Source organism: bacterium, from assembly GCA_036504735.1.
Classification (GTDB): Bacteria; Electryoneota; RPQS01; order RPQS01; family RPQS01; genus DASXUQ01.
Genome location: DASXUQ010000010.1, coordinates 96684 through 121651 on the forward strand (window position 1 = coordinate 96684; position 24968 = coordinate 121651).

Consider the following 24968-nt stretch of genomic DNA (forward strand, 5'->3'; position numbering starts at 1 on the left):
AGGGTCACACACCGATCTTCTCCAAACCGGACAACCATATCGGAATCTATCGGACAAAAAAGGCGGCTAAGTAGCCGCCTCTATCAGAGTCATTCTGCCGTGTCTATTTCCTGTACGGCCCCGCGATGCGTCCCACTAAGAAGATTACCATCAGGGCCAGAACAATCGTGGCTCCTGCCGGGGCATTCAGCATGATCGACAGCAGAATTCCCAGCAAGGCTCCCGAGAGGGCAAAGACCACGGACAGACCCGCGACGCGGCTCGGACTGGCGGACCAGAATCCGGCTGCTGTGGCCGGGATCACCAAAAAGGCTCCCACCAGCAGAATGCCGACAATCTTCATCGACACCGCCACAATCAGTGCCAGTCCCAGCAGCAGACTGTAACGGATGACTTCCACCGGATAGCCCGCCACCGCCGCGCCTTCAGGGTCAAAGGCAAACAGCAGCAGAATTCTCCACAGGGCAATCCCCATCACACTCAAAAACACCACCAGCGCGCCCAGCCCGTACAGATCCGCCGGCAGCACCGTCACCAGACTGCCGAACAGGTAGCCTTCCAGATTGGTGATATAGCCCTGTTTCAACGACACCAGCACCAGCCCAAAGGCCAGAAACGCCGATAGTGTGACGCCGATGGCGCTGTCTTCGGAGACCTGTCCGCGCCGCGTAATCCAACCCACACCCACACTCACAAACACGGCAATTGCCAGCGCCGGCCAGAACACGGGCCAGCCCAGCAGCACGCCGATGCCCACTCCGGCCACCATCGAGTGCGCCACGCCGTGACCCATAAAGGCCAGTTTGCGCTGCACCACAAAAAACGAGAGAATCCCGCAGCCAATGCCCAGCAGGGCCGCAGCTAAAATTGCGCGCTGAACAAACGGTTGAGCTAAGAGTTGACTAAGGTTCACGGGTGATGGTGTTCTCCCAGAACAATGTGCGGGAAGCCATGATTATGGAACAACACTTCCGCCGGGCAGCCATATGCAGCCTCAATTGCATCGCCGCTGAGCTTGTCCGGGCGGTCGTGGAAAAACAGCCGCGCGTTCAAACAGGCCAGCTTATCGGCCAGCGGGGCAATTACTCCCACGTCATGCGTTACCAGAATGATCGTAATTCCGCGCTCCTTTCTCCAGCGGGCAATCCACTCCAAAAGCAGGTCCTGCCCTTCGGCATCCACTCCCACCGTCGGCTCATCTAAGAACAACAATTCCGGTCTGGACACCAGAGCCCGTGCCACCAATACCCTCTGCTTTTGTCCGCCCGAAAGCTGCCAGAGTGGTTTGGCTGCATAAGGCGTCGCGCCCACAAGGGTCAAGGCTTCATCGACACGTACGGTACGCTCGGCATGGCCCAGCTTGGGCGCGCCGATAATACTCAGCCCCAAAGCCACCACTTCCCGTGCCGTAATCGGAAACCGTGGAGCCACGTCCCGGTGCTGCGGCACCACTCCCACCCGCCGCCGCCAGGCGTTCCCCGCCGAAGGAGTCTCGCCGAATACGCTCACCTTCCCTTGGTAGCCGCGCTCGAGCCCGAGCAGAATTCGCAGCAAGGTGGTCTTACCGCCGCCGTTGGGACCGATCACCCCGAGAAACTCGCCGCTTTCTACCCCAAAGCTCACATCCTGCAAAACAGGCTGCTCCCCATAGGAGAAGGACAGATGCTCAACGTCTAAGACATGGTGATGGGACATGGAAATCCTACGCCTCCTCCGGCACGACCGGAACGTCCCGTTCCAGTACAATCAGCAGAATGCAGCCGATAATCACCGCCCCGCCCACCAGGGTCCAGGGGGAAGGAAACTCATTTAAGAAAATCGCCGCCAGAATGGTCGCACCCACCGGCTCGCCCAGAATCGCCGCATTGACCACAAAGGCCCGCAGATGCCCCACGGCATAGGTCAGCAAAGAGTGCCCGACAAAGGTCGGCACCAGTCCCAGCAGAATCAACCCGAACCACGTCTGCGACGAGTAATACCCGACATTGGTTCCGGTGATCGCAATGATAATTCCTAAGAAAATTGAGCCGGACAGATGCACGATGCTCATATAGGGCACCAGCGGGGTGGTCTGTCGCAGTCTGCGCGCCGCGAGGGTATACAACGATGCCAGCAGGGCCGCCAGCAATGCCAGCAGATTGCCCCACAGCGCATGCGCATGCGGAGCGCCTTCGGAGGGCCGGGACAGGGTAATGATCCCCATGCCGAGAATCGCGCCGAAAATCGCCAGCCAACTGCGGGCGCTGACCTTCTCCCGAATCAGCATCCCGCCCAGCAGCGCGGTGAAGATCGGCTGTGTGCTGGTCAGAAAGGTGCTGGCCGCAACCGAGGTCAGACTCAGACTGGTGATAAAGCAGATCTGATGGGTGGCAATCACGGTGGTTGCCGCGGCAATCAGCCAGAATTGCCCGGCGGCTACCTCACGCAGTTGCCGGAAGTACTTGGGAATCAGAAGAATCGGCAGAAAAAGCAGCCCGGCAAGGGCTCCCCGCCAAAAGGCCGCTGCCAGCGGGGGCGCATCTCCCAGCGGAGCAATTGCAAAACGCACGAACAGCGATGCCGTCGATACCGAAATCACCGCCGGAAATAGAGATGCACGGGCACGGGCAGTGAGATTCACGGAATGATGTGCTCCGCTGAATAGGTAAAGTCAGAACCCTGCGGGAACGGCATTTGCTTTGATTGAAGGCGCGATCCGTTGGCTGCCGGGATGTGCTGGGAAATCATGTTCAATGTGTTCATGTGGATATGCAATATACAAAAAGCCGTTCTGCCAAGCAACCCACGGCCCTTAACAGTGAGCCTGATCCTCTTGCAAATGGCTAAATATTTTAGTAGTTTGCCCTGTCTAACCGTGGTGTTGGCACCGAAAGTGAAGGTTTTCATGACACGCATCGGCCTGGCCCTTTTCTGTCTGCTTCTCGCCCTTAGCCTGGCGCCGCAAACCGCGCCCGCCCAGAGTCTGTCCCTTCAAGGTTCCATTGAACTCCCAGCCTGCACAGCCGTCGATGCCGTGGGGCCGATGGTCTATACCGCATCGGCCAGCACCTTTGCCGTGATCGATGCATCCAATCCCGCCGCTCCGGTGGTGCGTGGCCAGGTTGCCAACAGCTATGGAACCTTCGCCCAGATCGCGGTCAGCGGCGGCTTTGCCTATTGCGCGGCTCATGGCAACGGTATGGTCGTCTATGACGTCTCCGATCCGGTGCATCCGACCTTTGCCACCCGGCTGGCCTACGCTAATTCCGTGGAGGGTGTCGCTGTGCGCGATACTCTGGCGGCCATGTCATCTGTCGCCAGCGTGGCGCTGCTGGGCATTCGCTCGCCCGACCATCCGCACATTCTGGCGACGCGTCCGATGCAAGGCGCGTGGGTGGAATTCGATCCCGCCGGTGGCCGCCTGCATGTCGGCAGTCCGGCCGGGGTATCGGATCTGACCATTGGGACCAGTGTGATCAACGGCGACACCGTTTTCAGTCTGGTCAATCACCATCACTACGGCACCGGCGTGGCAACACCCCTTGCCTTGGCAGGTGACTATCTCGATGCATCCACCGGCGCCTCCATCATCACCGTGCGTGCCAGTGATTATACTTATCTGTCGACTACGCCGGCGACGGCCTTCATCCGCGCGGTTACCGCCGTCCCCAATTTCCTGTTTCTTGGGATCGGCACAGGGACGGTCACCATGTATTCGCAGCGCCGCGGGTTGCCGGAATACCCCGTGTCGGTAGGAATTCCCGCCCAGCCCACCGGCCTTGCTCCCGGCCAGACAGACAGTCAGCATTTTCTGGCCGTCTCGCACAATGCCGGCCTGTCCATTGTCAACTATGACACTGCCGCGGTATCCGCCGGGCCTGTCCGGCCTTTGCCCGCGCAGTTTTCCCTGACCGTTTACCCGAATCCGTTCAATCCGGTGGCTACGCTGCAGATCATTCCGCCCGCCCCCGGACGCTATGTGCTGATGCTCTATGATGCTTTGGGCCGTGAACTGCAACGGGAAAATCTGACTCTTTCCGGCGAAATGAACCGGCGGCTGGATTTTTCGCAGCGCGCTCCCGGGCTGTATTTCGCGCGGCTCTCCCGCCCCGGTTTCTCTACCACCTCCAAACTCCTTTATTTACCCTGATGTCAGCAACTATTCTTCAGCTCATCACTGAAACTTTGTTGTACTACGTTGCGTGTATGATTGTAGCACGGAGTCGCGAAATGGCGCCCGGCTTCATCCGGGTGCTCATCACCGTGCTGATTCTGTCCTTCATTGCGGGCGGTGTCCATCTCGTCATTCACGGCCTCTGGAGTTCCGGCGTTCTGCTGTTCATCCTCGGCTTCTTTGTGCTCTGGATCGGATTGGGCATCGGCTTCTTCCGTACCATCATCGCCGCTCTGATAGTCTCGCTGCTGCATACCCTTCTGGAAAGAGTCTTCGCCAACGGTTCGTCGCTGGTGTGACGTCCGCCGCCTTCGTACCGACGGAGAAGAAGATACTCTCGGCTTTTCCTATGCCCACTAAGATCCTGCTCCTGCTTCTGCTGATTCCGTTGACAGCCTTGGCCGCCGAGCCGTGGCTGTTGCCGTTTCCCGATATTTCGACCGACTCATCCCATGTCTACTTCACCGGAGAACGCTGGACCGCGGTCTATGCTCCCCCGGCCAAGGGTCTGACCATTCGCGCGCGCGACGCTATCAAAAAACTGCCGTCGCCGCTGCGCAATGCCGACCATGTCTTCCTCGGTGGAATCAGCTATCGTGCTCAGGATAATACTCTGATCAGCAGCGTGGCGGGCGCGGGAGATACGGTGCGCACGCTTCCGGATCCCACCAGTGATGCGATTGCCTGTCTGTCCGCAAGCGGTGGGCCACGACCCAATCCGGCAGCCGTGCGAGAAGCCATCGGGCCGATTGGGGCAGGAGGTAACCGTGTCTGGTTCGGATTGACTCTGGGCGATGTGGGCCGGGGGTCCCTCGATGAGCATAGCACGGCGCGCGTGGTCGGCGGCATTGGCTGGTATGATCCCATCACCAACCGCTTTGGCAGAGTCTACAGCCCTGCGCTGCTCGATTACCGGCCGCAATGGGTCGGTGTCCGGCAGGACTCGGTCTATCTGCTGCTGTCCAAACCCGGTGAAGGCAAGACGTGGCACAGTAAATTCATGGCCTATGCCATTCGCGGCAGTGCGCTGGTGGAAGTCAATTTGCACCGTGCGGGTATTCCCGGTGACTATGTGCTGAATGCCGCCATGTGGGCCGACACGCTACTGCTCTCCACCAATCAATCGGTGGTGATGTGGAAGCCGCGCCGCAAGGCTCAAGTCTGGGAATCCCGTGCCTATCAGGCACCGGAGACTCAATGGCTCTATTTGAAAACATTCCCCGGCGGTGACGCTTCCGCATCGCCGCCCGTGGAGTTTATGCCGTTCAAGTCCAATTTGCCCCTTGAAGTCAAAGCCAAGGTCGGCGATTGGCTGCAGGTGGTTTCACCTATCGCGGTCGATGGGTACATCAAGCCGGAAGATTGGGAAAAGCACTCCGTGCTCTGGTCGCTGCATTCGTGGAACTGCGGCGACAATCTGTGCTTTGCCCGTGTCCGCGTGGAGATCGAGGACAAGCTGGTGGAGGCGGATTTTATGAATACCGCCTTCAAAGAGCAAGGCCGCGACCGCGACGGCGTGAAGGTTAATTTCCATGCCGGTTGGGCACGGGAAGAGGATTTGGTGCCGGTGATGCTGGCGCCCTAACTTGTAGAAAGTCCGTGATCATGACGAAATCTGTTTCCGCAAAACCCTCGCACATCCGCTCCGCATGTCTGTTTTCTGTTTTTTGCTTTCTGCTTTTCGCCCTGCCCGCTTTGGCCCAAACGGCCACCTCTTCGCCGGATCTGGATTCTCTGCTGGCCAAGACCGGTGCCGCACTGGCCGACGCGCGCAGTCAGGGACTGGATCTGCTCTCACCCCGCCATTTCGAGAAGGCTCAGGCCGCCTATGATGAAGCCCGCTCCCTGATTGCCAAGAAGAGTCAGGAAGACCTGACGCATATCCGCCTGAAACTGGCGCAGGATGAACTGGAAAGCGCGCGCACCACGGCGTCGTCGGCCCAGCAGAAACTGGGTGACGTGCTCGATGCGCGCTCCTCAGCACTTGCCGCCGGCGCAGATACTCTGAGTCAGGACCTGTGGCGCAAAGCTGATGACCGGTTCCGCGCCGCCGTTCGTGACTTTGAGAAGTCTCCTTCCGGCAACATCAAGGCGGGAGACCTGATCGGGTCCTATCGCAAGGCGCGGTTGGAAGCGTTGCGCAACGGAATTCTGAAGGGCGCGCGGGAAAAGCTCGCGCAGATGGACCATAAGCGCGCCGAAAAGGACGTACCCGTGATGGTGCTGCGTTCGCAGCAGGCCATGAGCCGCGCCGAAGCCGATGTGGCCAAGGACAACCTTGATGCCGCCCGCATCGATGCCCGCATCGCCGAGCGCGAAGCCACCCATGCGCTCTCTATGATCGACTATATCGAAAAGGTGCGCAAGACCAAGCAGCCGTGGGAAACCGCTGTGCTGCCCTATGATGATTTGCTGGACAGCGTTGCATCCTACCTCGGCGGCAGTATGGACTACTCTCGTGGCGTCGGGGTCTACAGTCTTTCCCAACTGATCTCACTCATCCGTTCCCGGCAGGACTCGCTTCAGGCCCTGACGACCCACCAGCAGCAGACGCTGAAGTCCCTCGAAGCATCTCTTTCCGATGCTCAGACCAAGCTGGCTGATGCCACCAACCGCATCAGCGAGATGCAGAGCCGCCTCGGTATGGCCACAACCCCCGCACAGGGAGCCGCCGCCACCGAACAGATGGCCCGGGCCCAGTCGGTTTTCCGCTCCGGGGAAGCATCCGTCCTGCAAGGGGAGAACGGCAGTGTGATTATCCGCCTGGCCGGCAGCCTGTTCCCCGCCGGTGCAACAAAGTTGGATAAGGCCCGTCAAAAGGTATTAGACAGGGCTGCGGACGCCATCAGCCTGTTCCCCGGCGCGGCTATCCGTGTCGAAGGTCATACCGATTCTGTCGGCACTGCCGAAAAGAATCAGACGGTTTCGACCGAACGCGCCCAGTCGGTGGCCAGCTATCTGGTGGCCAAACTCAAGGTGACGTCGGATCGCATCCCCGCGCAGGGCTACGGCAGCACCCGGCCCGTGGCACCCAATGCCACCCCCGAAGGCCGCGCCCGCAACCGCCGCGTCGACATCGTATTGACCGTCGCCAAATAGCGCTTCCTTATCAACGACCCCCTTGGTCCCCCCTTATTCTAAGGGGGGAGACTCTGATCCTTCCCCCTTTGAAAAAGGGGGAATAAGAAGGGAGTCGCTTTTCCCGAAGGCCTGTACCTTCTTACTATTGCTTTACCAGTTTATACCTATATGAACATGAGGTGCTCTCATGCAGCGTTTCTCAGCGGTCTTGGTGGCGTGTGTACTCACGCTCGGTCTGTGCCTGACGGCACTGGCTCAAGGTAACCGTTCGGACTTTCCCAATTACGGCGCGGGCAGTGAAGTCCTGAGCGCCACACCGTCCACACAGGGCGGTGCCGCCGCGGGGTTCTGGAATCCCGCCGCCTTTGCCGCCATGCAGAAGATGGAAGCTGCCTTCAGTTGGAATGACCAGCACTTTGTGCGCGGCCGTTTAAACAACTGGGGCCTTTTTTTAGGGGGCAGTGGCGTCGGCTTCAGTGTGCGCCGTAACGACTTCTTCGCGCCATCCAGCACGGCGCTGACCGGCCTCAGTGCCCAGCATGTGGATGATTACCAGATCGCCGTCGGTGGCGGAGACCCCGGGCAGTATTGGGGTCTTTCCTATAACTGGGCGCGCGGCGCGGGACGCCAGTTCGAATCGCGTGACGAGTTTTTCAGCCTCGGCAACATCTATCGTCCGTTCAATTTTTTGTCGATTGGCAATACCGGCTCCCTCGGCATTCATCACGGCGATTATCGCGGCATCAGTGACGTCGGCATCCGCCCGCTGATGAACCACCGCCTGACCGTCTTCGGCGACGCCGCCTATGCGCACCATGATACATGGAGAACCTTGCAGTGGGGCGCGGGCCTCGAACTGTGGCCGGTGAACGGCGTGCGGCTGGCCGGAAAAGTCAGCAAGCCTTTTGCCCATCAGCAGGACAAACTGTACACGCTGAGTGTCGGCCTGTCCCTGGACGGCATCGGCTTCCACGTCGTGCCCCATTATGTCCGCCAGACCAACACGGCGGCCAACGGCACCACCAGCAAGAAGACTGAACGCGCCTCCGTCGATTACATGCTCCGCCTTGGCCAGCAGGAACCCGGCCTCAATACGCAACGTCTCTTCGAGCGCAACAAGCGTGTCGTCTCGCTGCCACTCAAGGGCCGCATGACCTATCAGAGCTTCGTGCTGTTTGACAAGGAACGCTTTCCGCTGCTTGAGATGCAGACCATGATCGAGAAGGCCAAGCATGACAAGACCGTCAGCGGCATTGCCATGAATCTTTCCGGCTTCTCCGGCCCCTCCGAGATGCTGTGGGAAGTGCGCGAAAAGCTGCAGGATTTCAAGTCCAGCGGCAAGAAGGTCTACGTCTACTTCGACCGTGCCGGCATGGCCGAATATCAGTTTGCCTCCGTCGCCGACTATGTCTGGATGGATCCGCAGGGACAGATTGCCATCCCCGGCTACGTCGCCAGCCGCACCTACTATAAGGGCCTGCTGGAGAAGATCGGCCTCGGCGTGCAGGAATGGCGCTTTTTCGCCTACAAGTCCGCCTTCGAATCCTTCTCCCGCAAGAACATGTCCGAGAAGGACCGTGAGCAACGCCTGGCGCTGATTACCGACTTCTACAATCAGTGGCAGGGGGCCGTCGCCGAAAGCCGCCACCTGTCGCCCGAAGCTGTGCGCGCCAACGTCGATACCATGGTGGTCTTCTCCGCTCAGACCGCGCGCACTGCAGGGCTGATCGATACGGTGGGCCGCTGGGAAGATGCGTCGGATCTGGTTGAGAAAATCAGCGGCAAGAAGCCGGAGTTCGTGACCAAAGAGCAGGTCACGATGAAGCGTTTTGCCGACCAGGCGTGGGGCGAGCCGCCCAAGGTTGCCGTGGTGTATGCCATCGGTGACTGCGACATGGATATCGGCATCCGTGGGCGGTACACGTCCACTTTGCTGCACAAGCTGGCGACTCAGAAGGACATCAAGGCCGTTGTGCTGCGCGTCGATTCCCCCGGCGGCGATGCGTTGCCGTCCGATCTGGTTGCGCAGCAGATGAAAGAAGTCTCCAAGAAGAAGCCGATGATCGTTTCGCAGGGCTCAGTGGCTGCTTCCGGTGGTTACTGGCTCAGCATGAACGGCGACCGCATCTTTGCCTCACCGCGCACCATCACCGGTTCCATCGGCGTTATTGGCGGCTGGATCTGGAATGAAAAGTTCACCGACAAGACCGGCTTCACCGAAGATCACACTCAGATCGGCGAGCATGCTGACCTGACCGCCGGCGTCACGCTGCCCCTCATCGGTGCGACCATTCCCAACCGCAATCTGACCGATTACGAATTCGCCAAGATGAAGAAACTCATCGTCGACGAATATACCGAGTTTACGCAGAAGGTTGCCGATGGCCGCAAGCTGGAGCAGGCCTACGTGGATTCGATTGGGCAGGGGAGAGTCTGGTCCGGAACCCGCGCCCTCGATCTGAAGTTAGTGGATCAACTTGGCGGTCTGGATGATGCTCTGGTCTATGCCCGCACTCAAGCCCATCTGCCCGCGCGCGGTTCCAAGGTCAAGGTGGTGGAATTTCCCAAGCGCGGCCTGCTGAATCCGGCGGCCTTAGGCGGCGGTTCGCCCATGCCCATGCGGCTTCTGGCCCTGATTCTGGGAAAGGAACAGGCGATTGATTTGGCGACGTCGGATGATTATGAACTCAAAGTCCTGACCAAAATGGCTGAACACCCCGGCCAGGCCCTGTTCATGATCCCACCCGAAGACCTCCCCACCGAGTCCAAACGGTAGATCTAAACTTGCGCCGCTGCGCGGGGTGTCCTTACCCCGCGCGCATCGTGAGGCCGTCAGCCCGAAGGGCAGCGTGTGGTTGCCAAGAGACGGGAGCAGGGGCGGCACGGAAAATCTCGCATCCTCTCGGCGAGATTAGTGCTGAATTGTTTTTATTGCACTTCCGAAGTGGATCACCTACCCAAGGTGATCCACTTCGATCAGCAAGACCTTGACAAGCTTACAAATAATCGGTAGATTGGGATTCTAAACCTCGCCGTGGCGGGTCGTCAGATTTGCCCGGGAACGATTCGGGGAGATTACTATTTCGGTCAAGACCACACAGAAGCCTGGCCCCAAGGGGCCCGATCCGCGCGGCAGCAAACCGCGTGAGACCGCCAAGGGCCAGCGCTTTCAGATTCCGTTTACGCGGAAGAATTACCTTGCCTTTGCCGTCGCGATTGGGGTAACGGGCTTGGGCTTTATCTGTCTGGCGCAGCCGCCCGTGGATGGCTTTCTCAGCTTGACTTTGGCGCCGATCCTGCTGGTGATCGGGTACTGTGTTCTGTTCCCCTACGCCATCATGGCGCGGGAGCATCCCAAGCACGCGCCGGCGGCCGCACCTAAGGGCGATTAGCTCAGCTGGTCCAGAGCGCCTGCTTTACACGCAGGATGTCGGCGGTTCGAATCCGTCATCGCCCACGAAGGCGAAACTAAAAATGAAAAATGAAAAGAACCACTCTGGTTTTCTCATTTTTAGTTTTTGATTTTTCATTTTGAATTCTTTGGCGTGGGGTCGTAGTTCAGTTGGTTAGAACGCCAGCCTGTCACGTTGGAGGTCGCGGGTTCGAGCCCCGTCGGCCCCGCCAAAATTGTAAGCCCTTGTTGAGTAAGCTCGACAGGGGCTTTTTGTAGACGACACTGTGCCCACCTTAGGGCAAGCCGATGAGATCAAGTAGGGCAACTTGACTCAGTCGCATTAAACCAGTGGTACGAGGATCTTGATGTCAGCACTGCAGTTTCTACAATCGGGTGGAGTGGCCCAAGTGGGCGGCGACCTCCCCAATCCAGAGAAGGAGCGAATCAACAAAGCACTGACTCGGTTCGCACTTCACGTTAGAGATGAGGCCCGAGCGAGAGGAATCCCAGCAGAGCAACTCCGCGTGTTAAAGGGGAATTTTCTGTTTTCGGGAAAAGATTTGACTGCTTACCACGTGGTGCTGGTCGAGTCCGGAGGAATTACCGAAATTCGCTACTTGGACTTGACGAAGTACGGGAAGGTAGATACCAAAGATCTGGCGGAACAGATCAGGCAGGAGATTGGGCGTCCCGTTTTCTCTGCCCACTGGTCAACGAGCCTGTCAGACGAGCAGATGAATTCCGCTATGCAGGATCTTGCTCTTGGCTATCTGACCGAAATCCAAGCTTCGTTAGCCAAGTCCACATCTGCCTCGAGGGCAGACGGCTTCGCCCCCAACGAGATTCACGACGGAATATCGCGATTTCTGAGTGAACACGGAGGGCATCGCACGGCGTTTTTGATGATGAAGTTCACTAAGACCAAGTCCCATGAACAAATTGCGCGCATGCTCAAGGACACGCTTGCCGAAAAGGGGATCATCGGGCTTCGGGCAGATGACAAGCAGTACATGGACGAACTCTTTCCAAATATCAAAGTCTACATGCACGGTTGCAATTTCGGCATAGCGGTGTTTGAACAGATACAGGGGGACGAGTTCAACCCGAATGTGACACTTGAAGTCGGGTACATGCTCGGGATGGGGAAAGATGTCTTGCTGTTGAAGGACAACACTCTGAAAGACATGCCATCCGACTTGATCGGGAGATTATATCGGCCTTTTGATACGCGTGAAATCGAACAGACCTTGCCACCACAGGTCCGGTCATGGCTGTTGGACAAAGGGCTTCAATAAACTCTGTACACAAATAGGACGTGCACGTGCCCTGTATGGTTCATGCTGGGACGCCATGATTACGAAGTGCCTTCGGTGCTGTCCGCCGTGTACTTTGACTCACTGAAGGCTCCGCAGAAGTCATTGTGTTGGTTCGAGAATTCCTCGCATCTGCCAAATACGGAGGAGCGCAACCTGTTTAATCAGATACTGATTGAGAAGGTATTGCCCCTTGTTCGCGAAACGTCGAGCCCCGTCGGCACCGCTCAATTCTAAGGCCCCTGTTAAGTTCAATCTTGACAGGGATTTTTCTTTGTCGGAACACTTCCCGCAAATAGCGGTTGACATGTTCACAGAGAACTGTTACATTCACGGTTAATAAATCGTATTACAAGGGACATACAATGCAATATCGTCAACTGGGTAAGTCCGGGCTGCTGGTGTCCGAACTCTGTTTCGGCGCTATGACCTTTGGCGGACAGGGATTTTGGAAAGTCATCGGAGAACTCGAGTACCAGAGCGCCAAGCGCCTGATCGACATCTCCCTTGAAGGCGGCATCAATTTCTTCGACACCGCCGATGTCTATTCCTACGGCATGGCCGAAGACATGCTCGGCAGGGCGCTGGGTGAAAAGCGCAAGGATGTCATTCTGGCCACCAAAGTTCGTGGCCGTATGAGTGCCGAAATCAATGACGTTGGCCTCAGCCGTCATCACATCCTCAACAGTTGCAACAACAGCTTGCGCCGTCTCGGCACCGACTGGATCGATCTCTACATCGTCCACAGCTTCGATTTCATCACTCCCCTCGAAGAGACGCTGCGCGCGCTGGATGATCTCGTCCGCGTTGGCAAAGTGCGCTATCTCGGAGTCTCGAATTTCGCCGCCTGGCAACTGATGAAAGCCCTGGCCATTTCCGAGCAGCACAATCTGGAGAAGTTTGTCTCACTGCAAGCCTACTATTCTCTGGTATCCCGCGATGTCGAGACGGAACTGGTGCCGCTCTGCATGGACCAGGGCCTTGGCATCACGCCGTGGTCGCCCCTTGCCGGTGGTTTCCTCACCGGAAAATATCAGCGTGGAGAGCGCGGCCCGCAGGGTGCCCGTCGCGCTAAAGAGGAGCAGAATTTCATCCCCATCGACTATGACAAAGGCTTCCCCATTGTCGATGAATTGCGCCGCATTGCCGAAAGCCACAAGGCCACTCCCGCTCAGGCCGCGCTCAATTACCTGCTTCGCAAACCGGGTGTCAGCTCCGTTATCATCGGCGCCAACAAGACCGAGCAGCTCGAAGACAATCTGAAGGCGGTGGAATGGACAATGACCGACGAAGAGGTCGCCCGCCTCGATGATCTGAGCAAGCCCTACCGTCCCTATCCGCATTGGATGCATGACATCGTCCGCCACGACCGCACTGTGCCCAGGATGCGCGGCGAGTAACGTTAATACCAGCATGGCGAGGTTGCCGAAAACCGGGGCATCTGCTCCGGTTTTTGTGCAGCAATGGGCGGCACCCCTTGACTTCGGCGCTTAGGATAAGTACATTTGTTCAGTAAAGTAATTTCGTCGGTCGTTCGTCTCTCTGCAGGTATGGATCAAGCAACTATGGCGGCTTTCAGCGCACGGCGCGAACAGAGAATCTCTGAGGCCATCCGCAGCTACGGCAAGCGGCTTTCCGGCTTCATCCGCCGCCGTGTGCCCAGCGATGAAGATGCGGAAGACATCCTGCAGGATGTCTGGCTGCAACTGTCCAGCGTGGTGGACCTCGATCCCATCCAGCGCCTGAGTGCCTGGCTGTTCCGCGTCGCCCGCAACCGCATTGCCGACAAGCACCGCAAGAAGAAAGCCCTGCCCGTCAGTGCGGTCTCCCATGATGCAGACGACGACATCCCCGCCGAAGAGTCGCTTTTCATCGATCCGCAAACACCCGAAGATGAGGTTCTGCGCCGGCTCTTCTATGAAGAACTGAACCGCGCCCTCGAAGAACTTCCCGCACCGCAGCGGCAGGTCTTCATCCTGAACGAAATCGAAGGCCTGACCTTCGAAGAAATTTCCCAGCGTACGGGCGAGAACATCAAGACCCTGATCTCCCGCAAGCGTTACGCGGTGAAGAAACTTCGGGCGCGGCTGTCCGATCTGAACGACGACCTTTCCGGCGATTCGTAAAACAACACACTCTTGAGGTATAACTCATGCGCAGACGTTTCTTCTTCTTTCCACTCATCGGCATCGCCATCGTCGCGCTGGCCAGCGCCGCCGTGATGCTGCTGTGGAATGCCCTGCTGCCGCCGCTGCTGAACGCCGGCCCGGTAACCTATTGGCAGGCGCTCGGTCTGCTTGTGCTTGCCCGGCTGCTTTTCGGCGGCATGCACCACGGCTGGCGCCATCATCACCGCCACCCGCACATGTCCCGCGAGCGCTGGATGCAGCTCTCCGAGGAGGAGCGGCAACATCTCCGCGAGCATTGGCACAACCGCTGTGGCTGCGGCTGGCACAAGGCTCCCACCGAGCCGCCCACTACCCCCGCCTGACCGCACTTCGCGCCTCATCGCATCATCAAAAAGCCGGGCTTCACGTCCGGCTTTTTTGTGCGACCGTGGGTCCTAACGCGTGAGTCGTTAGGAATTCTTCCCGGAGCCCTTGACTTCGGTGTTTTTTGTAACTATATTTAGTTACATTATAGGGAAGGGTAGGTCCATGCCTCAAAAGGATAAGCTTCTTAAGAAGCTCTGCGGGAATCCCCGGGATTTCACCTGGGATGAACTGGAATCACTGCTGCGGTTGCTAGGATATAAGAAAGAGAAACCGGGAAAGACCGCAGGCTCGCGCCGGCGGTTCACTCATGCGCAGTATGCTCCGATCATTCTGCATCAGCCGCATCCGCAGAACAGTCTGAAGAAGTATCAGGTAGACATGGTTATCGAAGCTCTTGAGAAGGAGAACGCAGTATGAAATCCGCAAAGCCGCCTCTCGAATACAAGGGGTATACAGGAACCGTCGAGTACAGCCCGGAAGACAAAGTGTTCTGGGGCAAGTTGGACGGTATACGGGCTACAGTAACCTATGAAGGACACGATCCGGAATCGTTAGAGTCTGCCTTTCGAGAGTCTGTAGAAGACTATCTTGATCTATGCGCGACCAAAGGCATATCACCCGAGAAGCCATACAAAGGTACGTTCAATGTAAGGATTTCGCCAGACTTGCATCGAGCCCTTGTGCACTATGCGCAGACGGAGGACACCAATCTAAACAGTGTGGCCAAACAAGCCTTTGAACATTTCCTGCAATCTCAACATCTACACAGATCAGCCACAAGAAAGCGGCCACCCCATTGATGAGTAGAGTCATAAGAGCGTCTTAGGACTTTTTGTTCGTGGCAATTCTGCAAGTCATTCGCATTATGAATCGGCGAGTCCAGTCGTAATAGAAACATGGCCGTCAAGACTTGACAGGAAGGGCGTCCGTGCATATATTGACCATCTCAAGCACGGTCGGAAGTTTGCCCGAAAGGCATTCAACACTAAGTGACTCAGGAAGGCGACAACCGGATGGCAATTCTCCCCCTTCCCCAACCAAACGTTGACATGGTCGAGCAGCCGGGCGCAGCGCAGCGGCGCATTGGGCTTGCGCTCTCGGGGGGTGGTGTTCGCGCCGCCGCCTTTCATCTCGGCGTTCTGGAAAAACTGCATGAGTTCGGAATTCTTGATAACCTCGATATCGTGTCGTCCGTATCCGGTGGATCCATCATTGCCGCCAAATACGCGCTCGATGGCACGCGTGACTTCCCGAAGTTTTTCGACGAGATGAAATCCGCCCTCGGCAAATCGCTGGAACTTCGCACCATCAGCCACTGGACATTCCTTGCCGCGGTGGTCCTGCCCTTCTACAGCCGCACGGATGCTCTGGCGGCCACCTACGACCGGCTCTATTACCACAAACGCACCCTTGGGGACCTTCCCGCCAGGCCGGAATTCGTCATCAATGCCACCAATGTGAACACCGGGAAGAACTGGAAATTCCGGCGCGAAGACATGGGCGATTATGTCACGGGAATGTCGAAGAAGGCCAGCAGCTTTCCGGTGTCGCGCGCCGTTGCGGCATCCAGCGCGGCTCCGCCGCTGCTGTACCCCGTCCGCCTGCGCGCTCATAAGTATTTCGCGAAGCCTCGCTATCCGGTGACGACCATCTCCCTCAGTGACGGCGGCCTCTATGACAATCAGGGCACTTTCGCCCTGCTTCCCAGCGGCGCAAAGGCGGCCAAGTGCACTCACATTATCTGTAGTGACGCGGCGTTCCCCTTCGACAAACAGAAGAAGTGTGTCTGGAGCTTCCTGCCCATCGCCGCGCTCCGCAATGTCGACATCCTGATGAGCCAGATTCGCAACCTGCAATATCGCAATCTGCTGTACGGGCAGTATGCCGAGTCGATCAAGACCGCGTTCTTTGCCATCAACTGGACTCTTCCCGAAATCCTGCTGAGCATCAAGCGGAACACGCCGTCAGGGGCCGACCCGCAACTGCTGGGCATGCTCGACACGATCCCCAAAGACCTGCTGGAGTCCCTGGACCAGACCGACTGCGAGGCCGAACTGATTCGCATTCGCGAGCAGCTTGCCAAAGATCTGAACATTCCCGAACTGGCCAACACTCTCACCAAACGCGAAATCGCCAAAGTTGCCGCCATCGGCACTCGGCTGCGCTCTCTGAGCAATGAGGAGCGGACCCGCCTCTGCCAGCATGGCGCCTCGCTCTGTGCCATGCAAGTCCGCGCCTACTGCAACGACTTGCTGTAAACGCCGCGCCGCATCTCGCCACCCCCACCCATCGCCGCGCGGGGTGTCCCTACCCCGCGCGCTTCTTAACCTTTCTTCTTGTACCCTTCATGCCGACTACTATCCTGACGCCGCAGGCGTCGTCGGAGGGGCCGATCTAAGATCGGCCCGCCCATCCCCAACCGCCCATCCCCGACCCACAACGCCTCGCATTCCCCATGTTCTTTGTGCATTTGTGCCGTCCTCGCCTTCAAATGAAAAGGAATAAGCCCGGTTCGTTTGGTCAAAAGTTCGTCTCGCCTCTTCAAGAGCCACCCCCAAGGTGGAACTTTCTCTTTAGGCATGACGTAGAATTAAACATGATAAGATTAGTCATATTTTGTATGGAATTCATATAGGAAGAGATGAGTGATGTCCATAACCGTGATCACTGATGCACCGCGACGCGAGGCCGTCCAGTCCCAGGGAGTGGAGCGGCAGACCCTGCTCGAGGCCTACCGCGACACCCGCGCCCAGACCGAGAGGCTCTGTGCCCCGCTGGAGATTGAGGACTTTGTCATCCAGACCAGTCCCGATGTCAGCCCCGCCAAGTGGCATCTGGCCCATACCACCTGGTTCTTCGAGACCTTTTTGCTCTCCAGCTTTGTGCCGGCTTACCGGCCTGTCCGCGAGGAGTACCGCTATCTCTTCAATTCCTATTATCAGGCCGTAGGACCGCGCCACGCGCGCCCGCAGCGGGGCTTCATCTCGAGGCCTACGGTCAAGGAAATCTTCACCTACCGCGCCGAAATCGACCAGCGAATGCCCGACCTGCTGAACAGCATTCCCGAGGCGAAATGGGGCGACGTCGCCGCCTTGACCACGCTGGGCATTCACCACGAGCAGCAGCATCAGGAGTTGCTTCTTACCGATCTAAAACATAACTTCTGGACTAACCCGCTGAAGCCCGCCTATCGCACCTCGGCAGAGGGCGCGGAGCAGAGCGCAGGAGCGGCGGGGATCATGGGCTGGATTCCGTTTGCGGGGGGAGTGCACGCGGTAGGGCATCATGGGTCCGGCTTCTGCTTCGACAATGAGCTGCCCCAGCACCGCGTATACCTTGAAGACTTTGAGCTGGCCGACAGGCTTGTCACCAACGGCGAGTACCTCGAGTTCATGGACGCGGGAGGCTACCGCGAACCGAAGTACTGGCTCTCCGACGGTTGGGACTGGGTGCAGCGGGAGATGATCAGTGCGCCCCTGCACTGGACCGATGAGCGCGGAAGTTGGCACGTGTTCACGCTGGACGGATTGAAGGAACTGAATCCATCCGAGCCCGTGTGCCATGTGAGCTACTACGAGGCAGAGGCCTATGCCGCATGGCGCAGCCGCCGTCTGCCCACCGAAGCGGAGTGGGAAGTGGCCGCGCTGACCGTGGAGCAATCGCGCGCGCAGGGCAATCTGCTGGAGAGCAGCGCACTGCATCCGCTGCCCATGAGCCATCCAAGCGGCGCGGTGGGACCGTTTCAGATGTTCGGCGATGTGTGGGAATGGACCAACAGCGCCTATCTGCCGTATCCCGGTTACAAAGCGGCGCCGGGCGCGCTGGGCGAATACAACGGCAAGTTCATGTCGGGGCAGATGGTGCTGAAGGGCGGGTCCTGCGCAACGCCGCGCGAACACATCCGCGCCAGCTACCGCAACTTCTTTCAGCCTGACAAAAGATGGCAGTTCACCGGAATCCGCCTCGCGGCAGATCTATAACGCGAAGGGGGAAATTCCAGTGGCCGCTGTACTGCATATTCTGACGGATGGACACGTCGCGCCTGTGCTGGCTCCCGAAGAGGAGTTTGCGCGCGATATCCGCGAAGGCCTGACGCGCACGCACAAGCGGATTCCTTCCAAATACTTTTATGATGAGCGCGGGAGCCGGCTCTTTCAGCAGATCATGGCGCTCGATGAGTACTATCTCACCCGCTGCGAGTATGAGATTCTCAAGACCCATGCGGCGGACATCAGCGCGGCGATAGGCAGCGCACCGTTCAACCTGATGGAGCTGGGCGCGGGCGACGGGTACAAGACCGATCTGCTGATTCGAGCATTGCAGAAAGACAAGCGCACCTTCCGCTATGTGCCGGTGGATATTTCGGAAAGCGCGCTGCGGGAATTGACGGAGAAGCTCGAGCGGGAATACCCGCGGCTCGAAGTGCAGGGGATTGTGGCCGATTACTTCCACGCGTTGCGCTGGCATGCGGAGCAGGGAGCATGGCGGAACGTGGTGCTGTTTTTGGGGTCGAGCATCGGCAACATGAATCAGACCGAGACGCGGCTCTTTTTGAAGGCTCTGCGCGCGAGACTGAAGCCAAATGACCTGGCGCTGATTGGCTTCGATCTGAAGAAAGATCCCGCCATTCTGCTGCCGGCGTACAGCGATTCCAAGGGCATCACGGCTCAGTTCAATCTGAATGTGTTGCGGAGAATCAACCGCGAACTGGAGGCGGACTTCGATCTGAACCAGTTCTTCCACTATGAAACGTGGGCGCCGGTGCGCGGCGCGATGGAGAGCTATCTGCTCAGTCGCAGAGCGCAAACCGTAACCATCGGCGCGCTGGGCATACAGGTTGCATTCGAGCCGTACGAAGCGATTCACACGGAGTATTCTTTCAAGTACACCCCGGGCGAGATCCGGCACTATGCCGCTGAAGCCGGATTTGCCGCAGCCCATGAGTATTTCGATACGCGGCACTATTTCGAGGATTCCCTCTGGCGCGCGATCTGAGGCGTGCCGGCGAAGGATGTCTGACTACGGAAACATAAAGGTATAGGGACGATGACGCAACTGGTTCTGCTCCGGCATGGAGAGAGTATCTGGAACAAGGAAAACCTGTTTACCGGCTGGATAGATGTGGATTTGAGTGAGGACGGCAAGGCTCAGGCGAAAAAGGCCGGGCAGCTCTTGCTGGAAGGTGGTTTCAATTTCGACCTGGCCTTTACCTCAGTGCTCAAGCGGGCGATCCGCACCCTGTGGATTACCCTCGATGAGATGGATCTGATGTGGATTCCGGTAGAGAAGAGCTGGCGGCTGAATGAACGGCACTACGGCGCGCTGCAAGGGCTGAACAAGAAGGAGACCGCCGAGCGTTACGGCGATGATCAGGTGACCATCTGGCGGCGCAGCTACGATATTCGACCGCCTGCACTGGATATGATGAGCAAGCTGTACCCGGGCAATGATCCCCGCTATGCCGGTCTGCGCACGGATGAAGTTCCCTTAACCGAATGTCTGAAGGACACCCTCGAGCGGTTCCTGCCGTACTGGCATCAGGCGATTGTGCCGCAAATCAAGGCCGGGAAGAAGGTGCTGATCGCCGCGCACGGCAACAGCCTGCGCGCACTGGTCAAACACCTCGACCATGTGCCCGATCAGGAAATCGTCAAAATGAACATCCCCACCGGCATTCCGCTGGTCTATGAATTGGACGACAAGCTGAATCCGCTCAAGAACTACTATCTGGGTGATCCCGAAGAGGTCCGCAAAGCCACGGAGGCGGTGGCGAACCAGACGAAAGTGAAGGGATAGGCAGAAGACTCGAGACCTGATGGCAATAGCAATTAGGGCTGGCACGACGTGCTGGCCTTTTTTGTTGGGTAAACCGTGCGCACCAATTGCGCATCGTTGAGCATGAGTGCAACATATTCACACTTGGGCAGAGTGTAAGTGCAATGGTAATATGATATAACATGCTGGTGCGGTGCTTGCAATAGAATTCACAGGGCGTGCTCTTTGCGGAGCAATCATAATTGGATAAGATGACCGACAGTGGATAGAGGATCCGGTCACCCGGACTTTGGAGGGATTATGCGCATATGGATCTTAGTGTTAGTTTTGACGTGTATTTCGGCGGCCTGGGCAGCAGATGTATGGATTCCCGTGAATGCGACGGCAAGGGGCGAAGAAAGCCGCGTAGTTGTACAGAGCACGAGCAATCAGACGTGGCAGCTCGATGTGTCTGTGGCGGGACTGACCGCGAGTCCGGTATTCCGCAACGGGCAGACCTGCTCTGATTTAGAGCTTCCCGGCGAAACCCTTACGGATATTCGGGACCTGGCCGCACTTCCGGCGATTTCCCGGCTGATGGGCCTGCGCACTCAGGGTAATCCGATGCTGGAGGTTGTGTCCGAAGAGTGGTCGGATGTGGAAGGGACCTACACGTTAGCGGCAGCAGAGGAGAGCGCGAGCACGAATTTCCGGACCGCGCAGGATGCTTATCTTCCCGAAACCGCCGTCGCGCTGTCTGCGCGGCAGGTGATGGGTGGTGTTCCTCTGGCGAATGTACAGATTACGGCGGTCAAGTATAATGCGGCCCAGCACAAGATTCGGGTGCTGAGACGGATGACGGTGCAGGTGCACGAGAATGGCGCTCCCGCAGCCTATCCGCGCGGGATTACGGAGACGATTGCCGAGGTGCTGAGGCCTGCATTGTCCAACTGGGCCGAGATGGCGCTGGATGAACTCGTGGTGCGCGGGACGTTGCTGTACATTACGGCGGACGGAACTGTGGCGCCGCAGCAGATTGCGCCGCTGATTCAATGGCGGACGCGCAAGGGATACCGGGTGGAAGTGGCGGGACCGGCGCAGATCGGCACTCCAATGTCCACCTCGAATGTGAAAGCCTATATTCAGTCGCGATACAACAACGCCGACCCGCCGCTGGAATTTGTGTGTATGGTCGGCGACGGGAACGGTACGTATCTGGTGCCCTCTTATGTCTATCACGCGCCGGACGAAGCGGGCGTGTTTGGCGTAGGGGACTTCGGATTTACACAGCTTGACGGCACGGATTTGCTGCCTGACGTCGCGATTGGCCGCCTGTTTTTCACATCGAGCCCCGAATTGCTGACTCAGGTGAACAAAACGCTGCGTTATGAGATGACTCCCGCTCCGCGCGCGACGGGTTCACACCCGAATTGGTTCAAGGCGGCGGCTGTGGTGGGCGATTACGACAATCAGGCGCTCTCGGTATCGCATATCCAGACAATGCGCTGGGTGCGGGAGCGGATGCTGGATGCGGGCTACACCGGTTCGAGCATCGATACTCTTTACTGGACCGACTACAGCGCGCGGATTCCGACGTCGACGATTATTGCGAGCATCAATTCCGGAGCATCGCTGTGGTGTTACCGCGGCTGGAACCGGATGAACAACTTCCCTGTGGCCGATCTGGGCGGACTGAATAACATCGGCGACTGGCCGTTCATGTTGAACATGACCTGCAACACGAACGACTACAATCAAAGTGACGTTCCCTGTCTGGGAGAGGCCTTTATGGTGCCCACGGCTACGCCATCGAATCCTGCGGGAGCGATTGGTTTTGTGGGCATGTCGTCGGGTGGCACGCATTCGCGATACAATAATATCCAGATGGGCGGCGCGGTACAGGGCCTCTTGAGGGAAGGAGTCCGCACAACGGGCGCCACCCTGATGCGGGCCAAATTGGAAATGTACCGCAACTTTCCGCTCACGTCTGATTCAGCCGAAGTGAACTTCTTCTGCGGGATCACGACGTTGCTGGGCGATCCGGCGGTGGACGTTTATACGAATACACCGGATACGCTGCTGGTTACTACTCCGGCCAGTGTACCCGCTGGAACCAACAGTCTGACCTTGACGGTGACGCGGCAGGGCGGAGTGGCGGTGGACAGCGCCTATGTGAATGTGGTGAAGGGCACGGAAGTCTTTGCCGGCGGCTATACGGCGGCGAACGGCGGGATCACGTTGAATTTTGCGACCACCACAGCGGACTCGATGTTTGTGGTGGTGTCGAAGCATAACTGCGTGGCCGCGTATCGAAGTGTAATGGTGACGGCGTCGTCGCAGTATGTCTCCCCCGCGTCGGCAACGGTGGCACTGGACGATGATAACAACGGCACCAGCCACGGCAACGGTGATGGTCTGGCGAATCCGGGCGAGACGATTGAGGTTGCTCCGTCGCTGAAGAACTGGGGCAGCACGGCAGTCAGTGGCGTGACGGCGGTGCTTAGCACGAACGACCCGTATATCACGAGCGTCGTGGACAATACCGAAACGTACGGTACGATTGCGGCCGGCGCGACGGCCAGCCCAACGGATGATTTCGATTTCGCAGTGGCGGCGTATGCGCCAAGCGGGCATGTGGTGCAGTTTACCCTGACGGTGACCGACGGGGCATCGCACACCTGGACAAGCACGATTCCGGTGACCCTGTCCAACGCACAACTCAGCCATGTGAGTTCGACCCTGACGGGTTCGGGGAACGGGATCCTCGATCCGGGCGAGAGTGCGCAACTCGCGGTTACGCTGCTGAACAGCGGCACTCGAGCATTGGCAGCGGGGCGGATCGGTTATCTGCACACGGACAACCGGGATGTAACGATTACGGACAGCATTGGCACCTTTGCGGCGCTGGGGGCGAACGGGCAGGGAAGCAACTCGGCGAACACCTTTGGAATCAGTGCGACCGCGCACAGTCTGCCGGGCGAGCGTATTCCGCTGACGTGCATCTTCCCCATAGCGGACGGGTTTGCGGACACGGTGAGATTCTCGCTGACGATCGGCACGGTAGCGGCCAACACGCCGACGCCGGCGGACGGCTACGGCTACTGGGCATTCGACAATACGGATACGGCTTACGAAAAGCACCCGACGTACAATTGGGTGGAAGTGGATCCGGATTCGGGAGGCTTGGGAACGCAGCAGCCGCTGGTGGATGCCGCGGATGGAAACGATGCGAGCATGGTGGTGGATCTTCCGTTTTCCTTCCGCTATTACGGCCAGACCTTCAACCAGATTACGGTGTGCAGCAACGGCTGGCTGGCGATGGGTGGCGACCAGGTCTCACATACGGATTTTCGCAACTATGACATTCCGAGTGCGATCTGCGCGACGGGATTGATTGCGCCGTTCTGGGATGATCTGCGGACGTCACAGCCCGAAGGCGCGCTGGCGGCACAGGGGCACCGTCCGGACCATGCGCTGGATGAAGGCGGAGCGAGCTGTGCGGCTTCGGTGGTCATCAACAGTTTGCCCTACACCGATACCGGATTTACCTGTGATAACCACAACGTCTGCGGGCGCAACGGGCCGGATGTGTTCTACCGTTACGATGTTCCGGCAGGCGGACAGGAATTGACTATCAGTCTCTGCGGATCGCAGTTTGACACCTACCTGTCGGTGGCCAGTGTCTGCTGCAGCACGGCGATTGCGACCAATCATTCGGGATGCGGCGGCGGATTCGGATCGGCGATTACGCGGGTCTTCGACGGCGGTCCGATCTATATTCGGGTAGACGGGTACCAGGGGCAGTCGTGCGGCAACTACGAAATCAGCGTGACCACGCCGACGCCGGAGACGGGTCCGGGCCATCTCTGCACCTATTATGATGCGGCCAATCATCGCTTCATCGTGGAGTGGAGCGGTGTTTACAAGTACAACGCCATGGACAACCCCCGGGAGACTTTCGAGTGTATCCTGTATCAGCCGGGGTATCCGGCAACGCCCACGGGTGACGGCGAGATTCTGTTCCAGTACCGAGACATCTCGAACGTGGCGGATGTGGCGGCGTCGAACGACTATTGCACGGTAGGCATCGAGAATCTCGATCAGACCGATGGCGTGCTTTACAGCTTCTTCAACCGGGTGAGCCCGATCATTGCGGGTGCTGCACCACTGACGAGTGGCCGGGCGATCCTGTTTACGACGAGTTCGCAGCCGCCGGCGGCGCCGCAGGCACCGGCGGGCTTGGCCGCCTTTGGCACACCGAGCAGCGTGATTCTGCGCTGGCGGGCGGTAACGGCGGATGTGACGGGCAATCCGCTGCAGAATGTTCAGTACAACATCTACCGGGGCACGGTGGGAGAATTTACTCCGGCAACGGGGACGCTGATCGCGACGGTCAGTGACACGACGTACACGGATAACGTGGGCACGGCGGTGAAGTACTACTACATTGTGCAGACGGTGGCGAACGGGGCAAGCTCGGAGATTGTTCAACCGCACTTATTGTCGAAATAAGATCGCTCGCGTGTGAAAATAGGCGAAACCGGCTCGGGAGGTCCCGAGCCGGTTTTTGTTTGAGGAGGAAATGGCCAGAGCTTCGCGGTGGCAGGGCTCTTGGGTTTTGCCCTGCCCCGCTTGGCGACCCCTAAAAAGAGCGAACGCCGTCAGGCCTTACACCTTGAAGAACCGTGCACCTTCCTGCTTTAGCCGGGCACACGAAAACCCAAGACGCATGCCGCGACGATGCTTAGGTGGCGTTGCAGGGGAAGGCATATTAGGAA

The 24968-nt window shown here is 58.3% G+C and carries 21 protein-coding genes and 2 tRNA genes; 19 read left to right on the forward strand and 4 right to left on the reverse strand.

The window, feature by feature from the left end; all coding sequences use genetic code 11:
- Positions 1 to 103: 103 nt before the first annotated feature.
- Genes VGL38_09685 through VGL38_09700 form a run of 4 tightly spaced genes read right to left on the reverse strand, consistent with a single transcriptional unit; the run spans position 104 to position 2886 of the window.
- A complete protein-coding gene (locus VGL38_09685) occupies positions 104 to 913 on the reverse strand; it encodes a metal ABC transporter permease (protein HEY3295700.1) in 810 nt (269 codons plus the stop codon).
- Entirely contained in the window at positions 910 to 1695 is a 786-nt protein-coding gene (locus VGL38_09690) for an ABC transporter ATP-binding protein (GenBank protein ID HEY3295701.1), read from the reverse strand. Before VGL38_09690 ends, VGL38_09685 begins: the two co-directional genes overlap by 4 nt.
- A gap of 7 nt (positions 1696 to 1702) precedes the next feature.
- Positions 1703 to 2620 (reverse strand): DMT family transporter, encoded by a 918-nt coding sequence (locus VGL38_09695; protein ID HEY3295702.1) that lies wholly within the window; start codon positions 2618 to 2620, stop codon positions 1703 to 1705.
- Positions 2617 to 2886 (reverse strand): hypothetical protein, encoded by a 270-nt coding sequence (locus VGL38_09700; protein HEY3295703.1) that lies wholly within the window; start codon positions 2884 to 2886, stop codon positions 2617 to 2619. Before VGL38_09700 ends, VGL38_09695 begins: the two co-directional genes overlap by 4 nt.
- On the opposite strand from VGL38_09700, the gene VGL38_09705 reads away from it, so the two are divergent.
- From VGL38_09705 to VGL38_09795, 19 genes are all read left to right on the forward strand, one after another.
- On the forward strand, positions 2885 to 4129 hold the full coding sequence (locus VGL38_09705; protein ID HEY3295704.1) for a T9SS type A sorting domain-containing protein: 1245 nt from the start codon (positions 2885 to 2887) through the stop codon (positions 4127 to 4129). The genes VGL38_09700 and VGL38_09705 overlap by 2 nt on opposite strands.
- Positions 4130 to 4209: 80 nt before the next feature.
- Positions 4210 to 4452 carry a hypothetical protein gene (locus VGL38_09710; GenBank protein HEY3295705.1) on the forward strand — a complete coding sequence of 81 codons (243 nt, stop codon included), beginning with the start codon at positions 4210 to 4212 and terminating at the stop codon, positions 4450 to 4452.
- Positions 4453 to 4502: 50 nt separating this feature from the next.
- Positions 4503 to 5738 carry a hypothetical protein gene (locus tag VGL38_09715; protein ID HEY3295706.1) on the forward strand — a complete coding sequence of 412 codons (1236 nt, stop codon included), beginning with the start codon at positions 4503 to 4505 and terminating at the stop codon, positions 5736 to 5738.
- A 20-nt stretch (positions 5739 to 5758) separates the two neighbouring features.
- Entirely contained in the window at positions 5759 to 7252 is a 1494-nt protein-coding gene (locus VGL38_09720) for an OmpA family protein (protein ID HEY3295707.1), read from the forward strand.
- A gap of 169 nt (positions 7253 to 7421) precedes the next feature.
- On the forward strand, positions 7422 to 10010 hold the full coding sequence (locus tag VGL38_09725; protein ID HEY3295708.1) for a S49 family peptidase: 2589 nt from the start codon (positions 7422 to 7424) through the stop codon (positions 10008 to 10010).
- A 454-nt stretch (positions 10011 to 10464) separates the two neighbouring features.
- Complete coding sequence (locus VGL38_09730; protein HEY3295709.1) at positions 10465 to 10626, forward strand: hypothetical protein; 162 nt, start codon at positions 10465 to 10467, stop codon at positions 10624 to 10626.
- Positions 10617 to 10691: transfer RNA gene (locus tag VGL38_09735), tRNA-Val, on the forward strand. Before VGL38_09730 ends, VGL38_09735 begins: the two co-directional genes overlap by 10 nt.
- A 90-nt stretch (positions 10692 to 10781) precedes the next feature.
- Positions 10782 to 10858 (forward strand) — tRNA-Asp (locus VGL38_09740).
- 135 nt (positions 10859 to 10993) lie between these two features.
- Positions 10994 to 11923: a hypothetical protein gene (locus VGL38_09745; protein HEY3295710.1), complete on the forward strand. Its 930-nt coding sequence runs from the start codon at positions 10994 to 10996 to the stop codon at positions 11921 to 11923.
- 383 nt (positions 11924 to 12306) lie between these two features.
- On the forward strand, positions 12307 to 13341 hold the full coding sequence (locus VGL38_09750) for an aldo/keto reductase (protein ID HEY3295711.1): 1035 nt from the start codon (positions 12307 to 12309) through the stop codon (positions 13339 to 13341).
- Between the two features lie 150 nt (positions 13342 to 13491).
- Entirely contained in the window at positions 13492 to 14067 is a 576-nt protein-coding gene (locus VGL38_09755) for a sigma-70 family RNA polymerase sigma factor (protein HEY3295712.1), read from the forward strand.
- A gap of 26 nt (positions 14068 to 14093) precedes the next feature.
- Positions 14094 to 14432, forward strand: a complete 339-nt coding sequence (locus tag VGL38_09760) for a hypothetical protein (protein HEY3295713.1) — start codon at positions 14094 to 14096, stop codon at positions 14430 to 14432.
- Between the two features lie 166 nt (positions 14433 to 14598).
- On the forward strand, positions 14599 to 14853 hold the full coding sequence (locus VGL38_09765; protein ID HEY3295714.1) for a type II toxin-antitoxin system HicA family toxin: 255 nt from the start codon (positions 14599 to 14601) through the stop codon (positions 14851 to 14853).
- Positions 14850 to 15236 (forward strand): type II toxin-antitoxin system HicB family antitoxin, encoded by a 387-nt coding sequence (locus tag VGL38_09770; protein HEY3295715.1) that lies wholly within the window; start codon positions 14850 to 14852, stop codon positions 15234 to 15236. The genes VGL38_09765 and VGL38_09770 overlap by 4 nt, the downstream gene beginning before the upstream one ends.
- Before the next feature lie 213 nt (positions 15237 to 15449).
- Entirely contained in the window at positions 15450 to 16694 is a 1245-nt protein-coding gene (locus VGL38_09775; protein HEY3295716.1) for a patatin-like phospholipase family protein, read from the forward strand.
- A 390-nt stretch (positions 16695 to 17084) separates the two neighbouring features.
- Positions 17085 to 18416: an ergothioneine biosynthesis protein EgtB gene (gene egtB, locus VGL38_09780; GenBank protein ID HEY3295717.1), complete on the forward strand. Its 1332-nt coding sequence runs from the start codon at positions 17085 to 17087 to the stop codon at positions 18414 to 18416.
- Between the two features lie 19 nt (positions 18417 to 18435).
- The gene (gene egtD / locus VGL38_09785; GenBank protein HEY3295718.1) at positions 18436 to 19431 is read left to right on the forward strand and encodes an L-histidine N(alpha)-methyltransferase; all 996 of its coding nucleotides are present in this window, start codon (positions 18436 to 18438) and stop codon (positions 19429 to 19431) included.
- A gap of 51 nt (positions 19432 to 19482) precedes the next feature.
- On the forward strand, positions 19483 to 20232 hold the full coding sequence (gpmA, locus tag VGL38_09790) for a 2,3-diphosphoglycerate-dependent phosphoglycerate mutase (GenBank protein HEY3295719.1): 750 nt from the start codon (positions 19483 to 19485) through the stop codon (positions 20230 to 20232).
- Positions 20233 to 20511: 279 nt separating this feature from the next.
- The gene (locus tag VGL38_09795; GenBank protein ID HEY3295720.1) at positions 20512 to 24702 is read left to right on the forward strand and encodes a C25 family cysteine peptidase; all 4191 of its coding nucleotides are present in this window, start codon (positions 20512 to 20514) and stop codon (positions 24700 to 24702) included.
- Positions 24703 to 24968 lie beyond the last annotated feature (266 nt).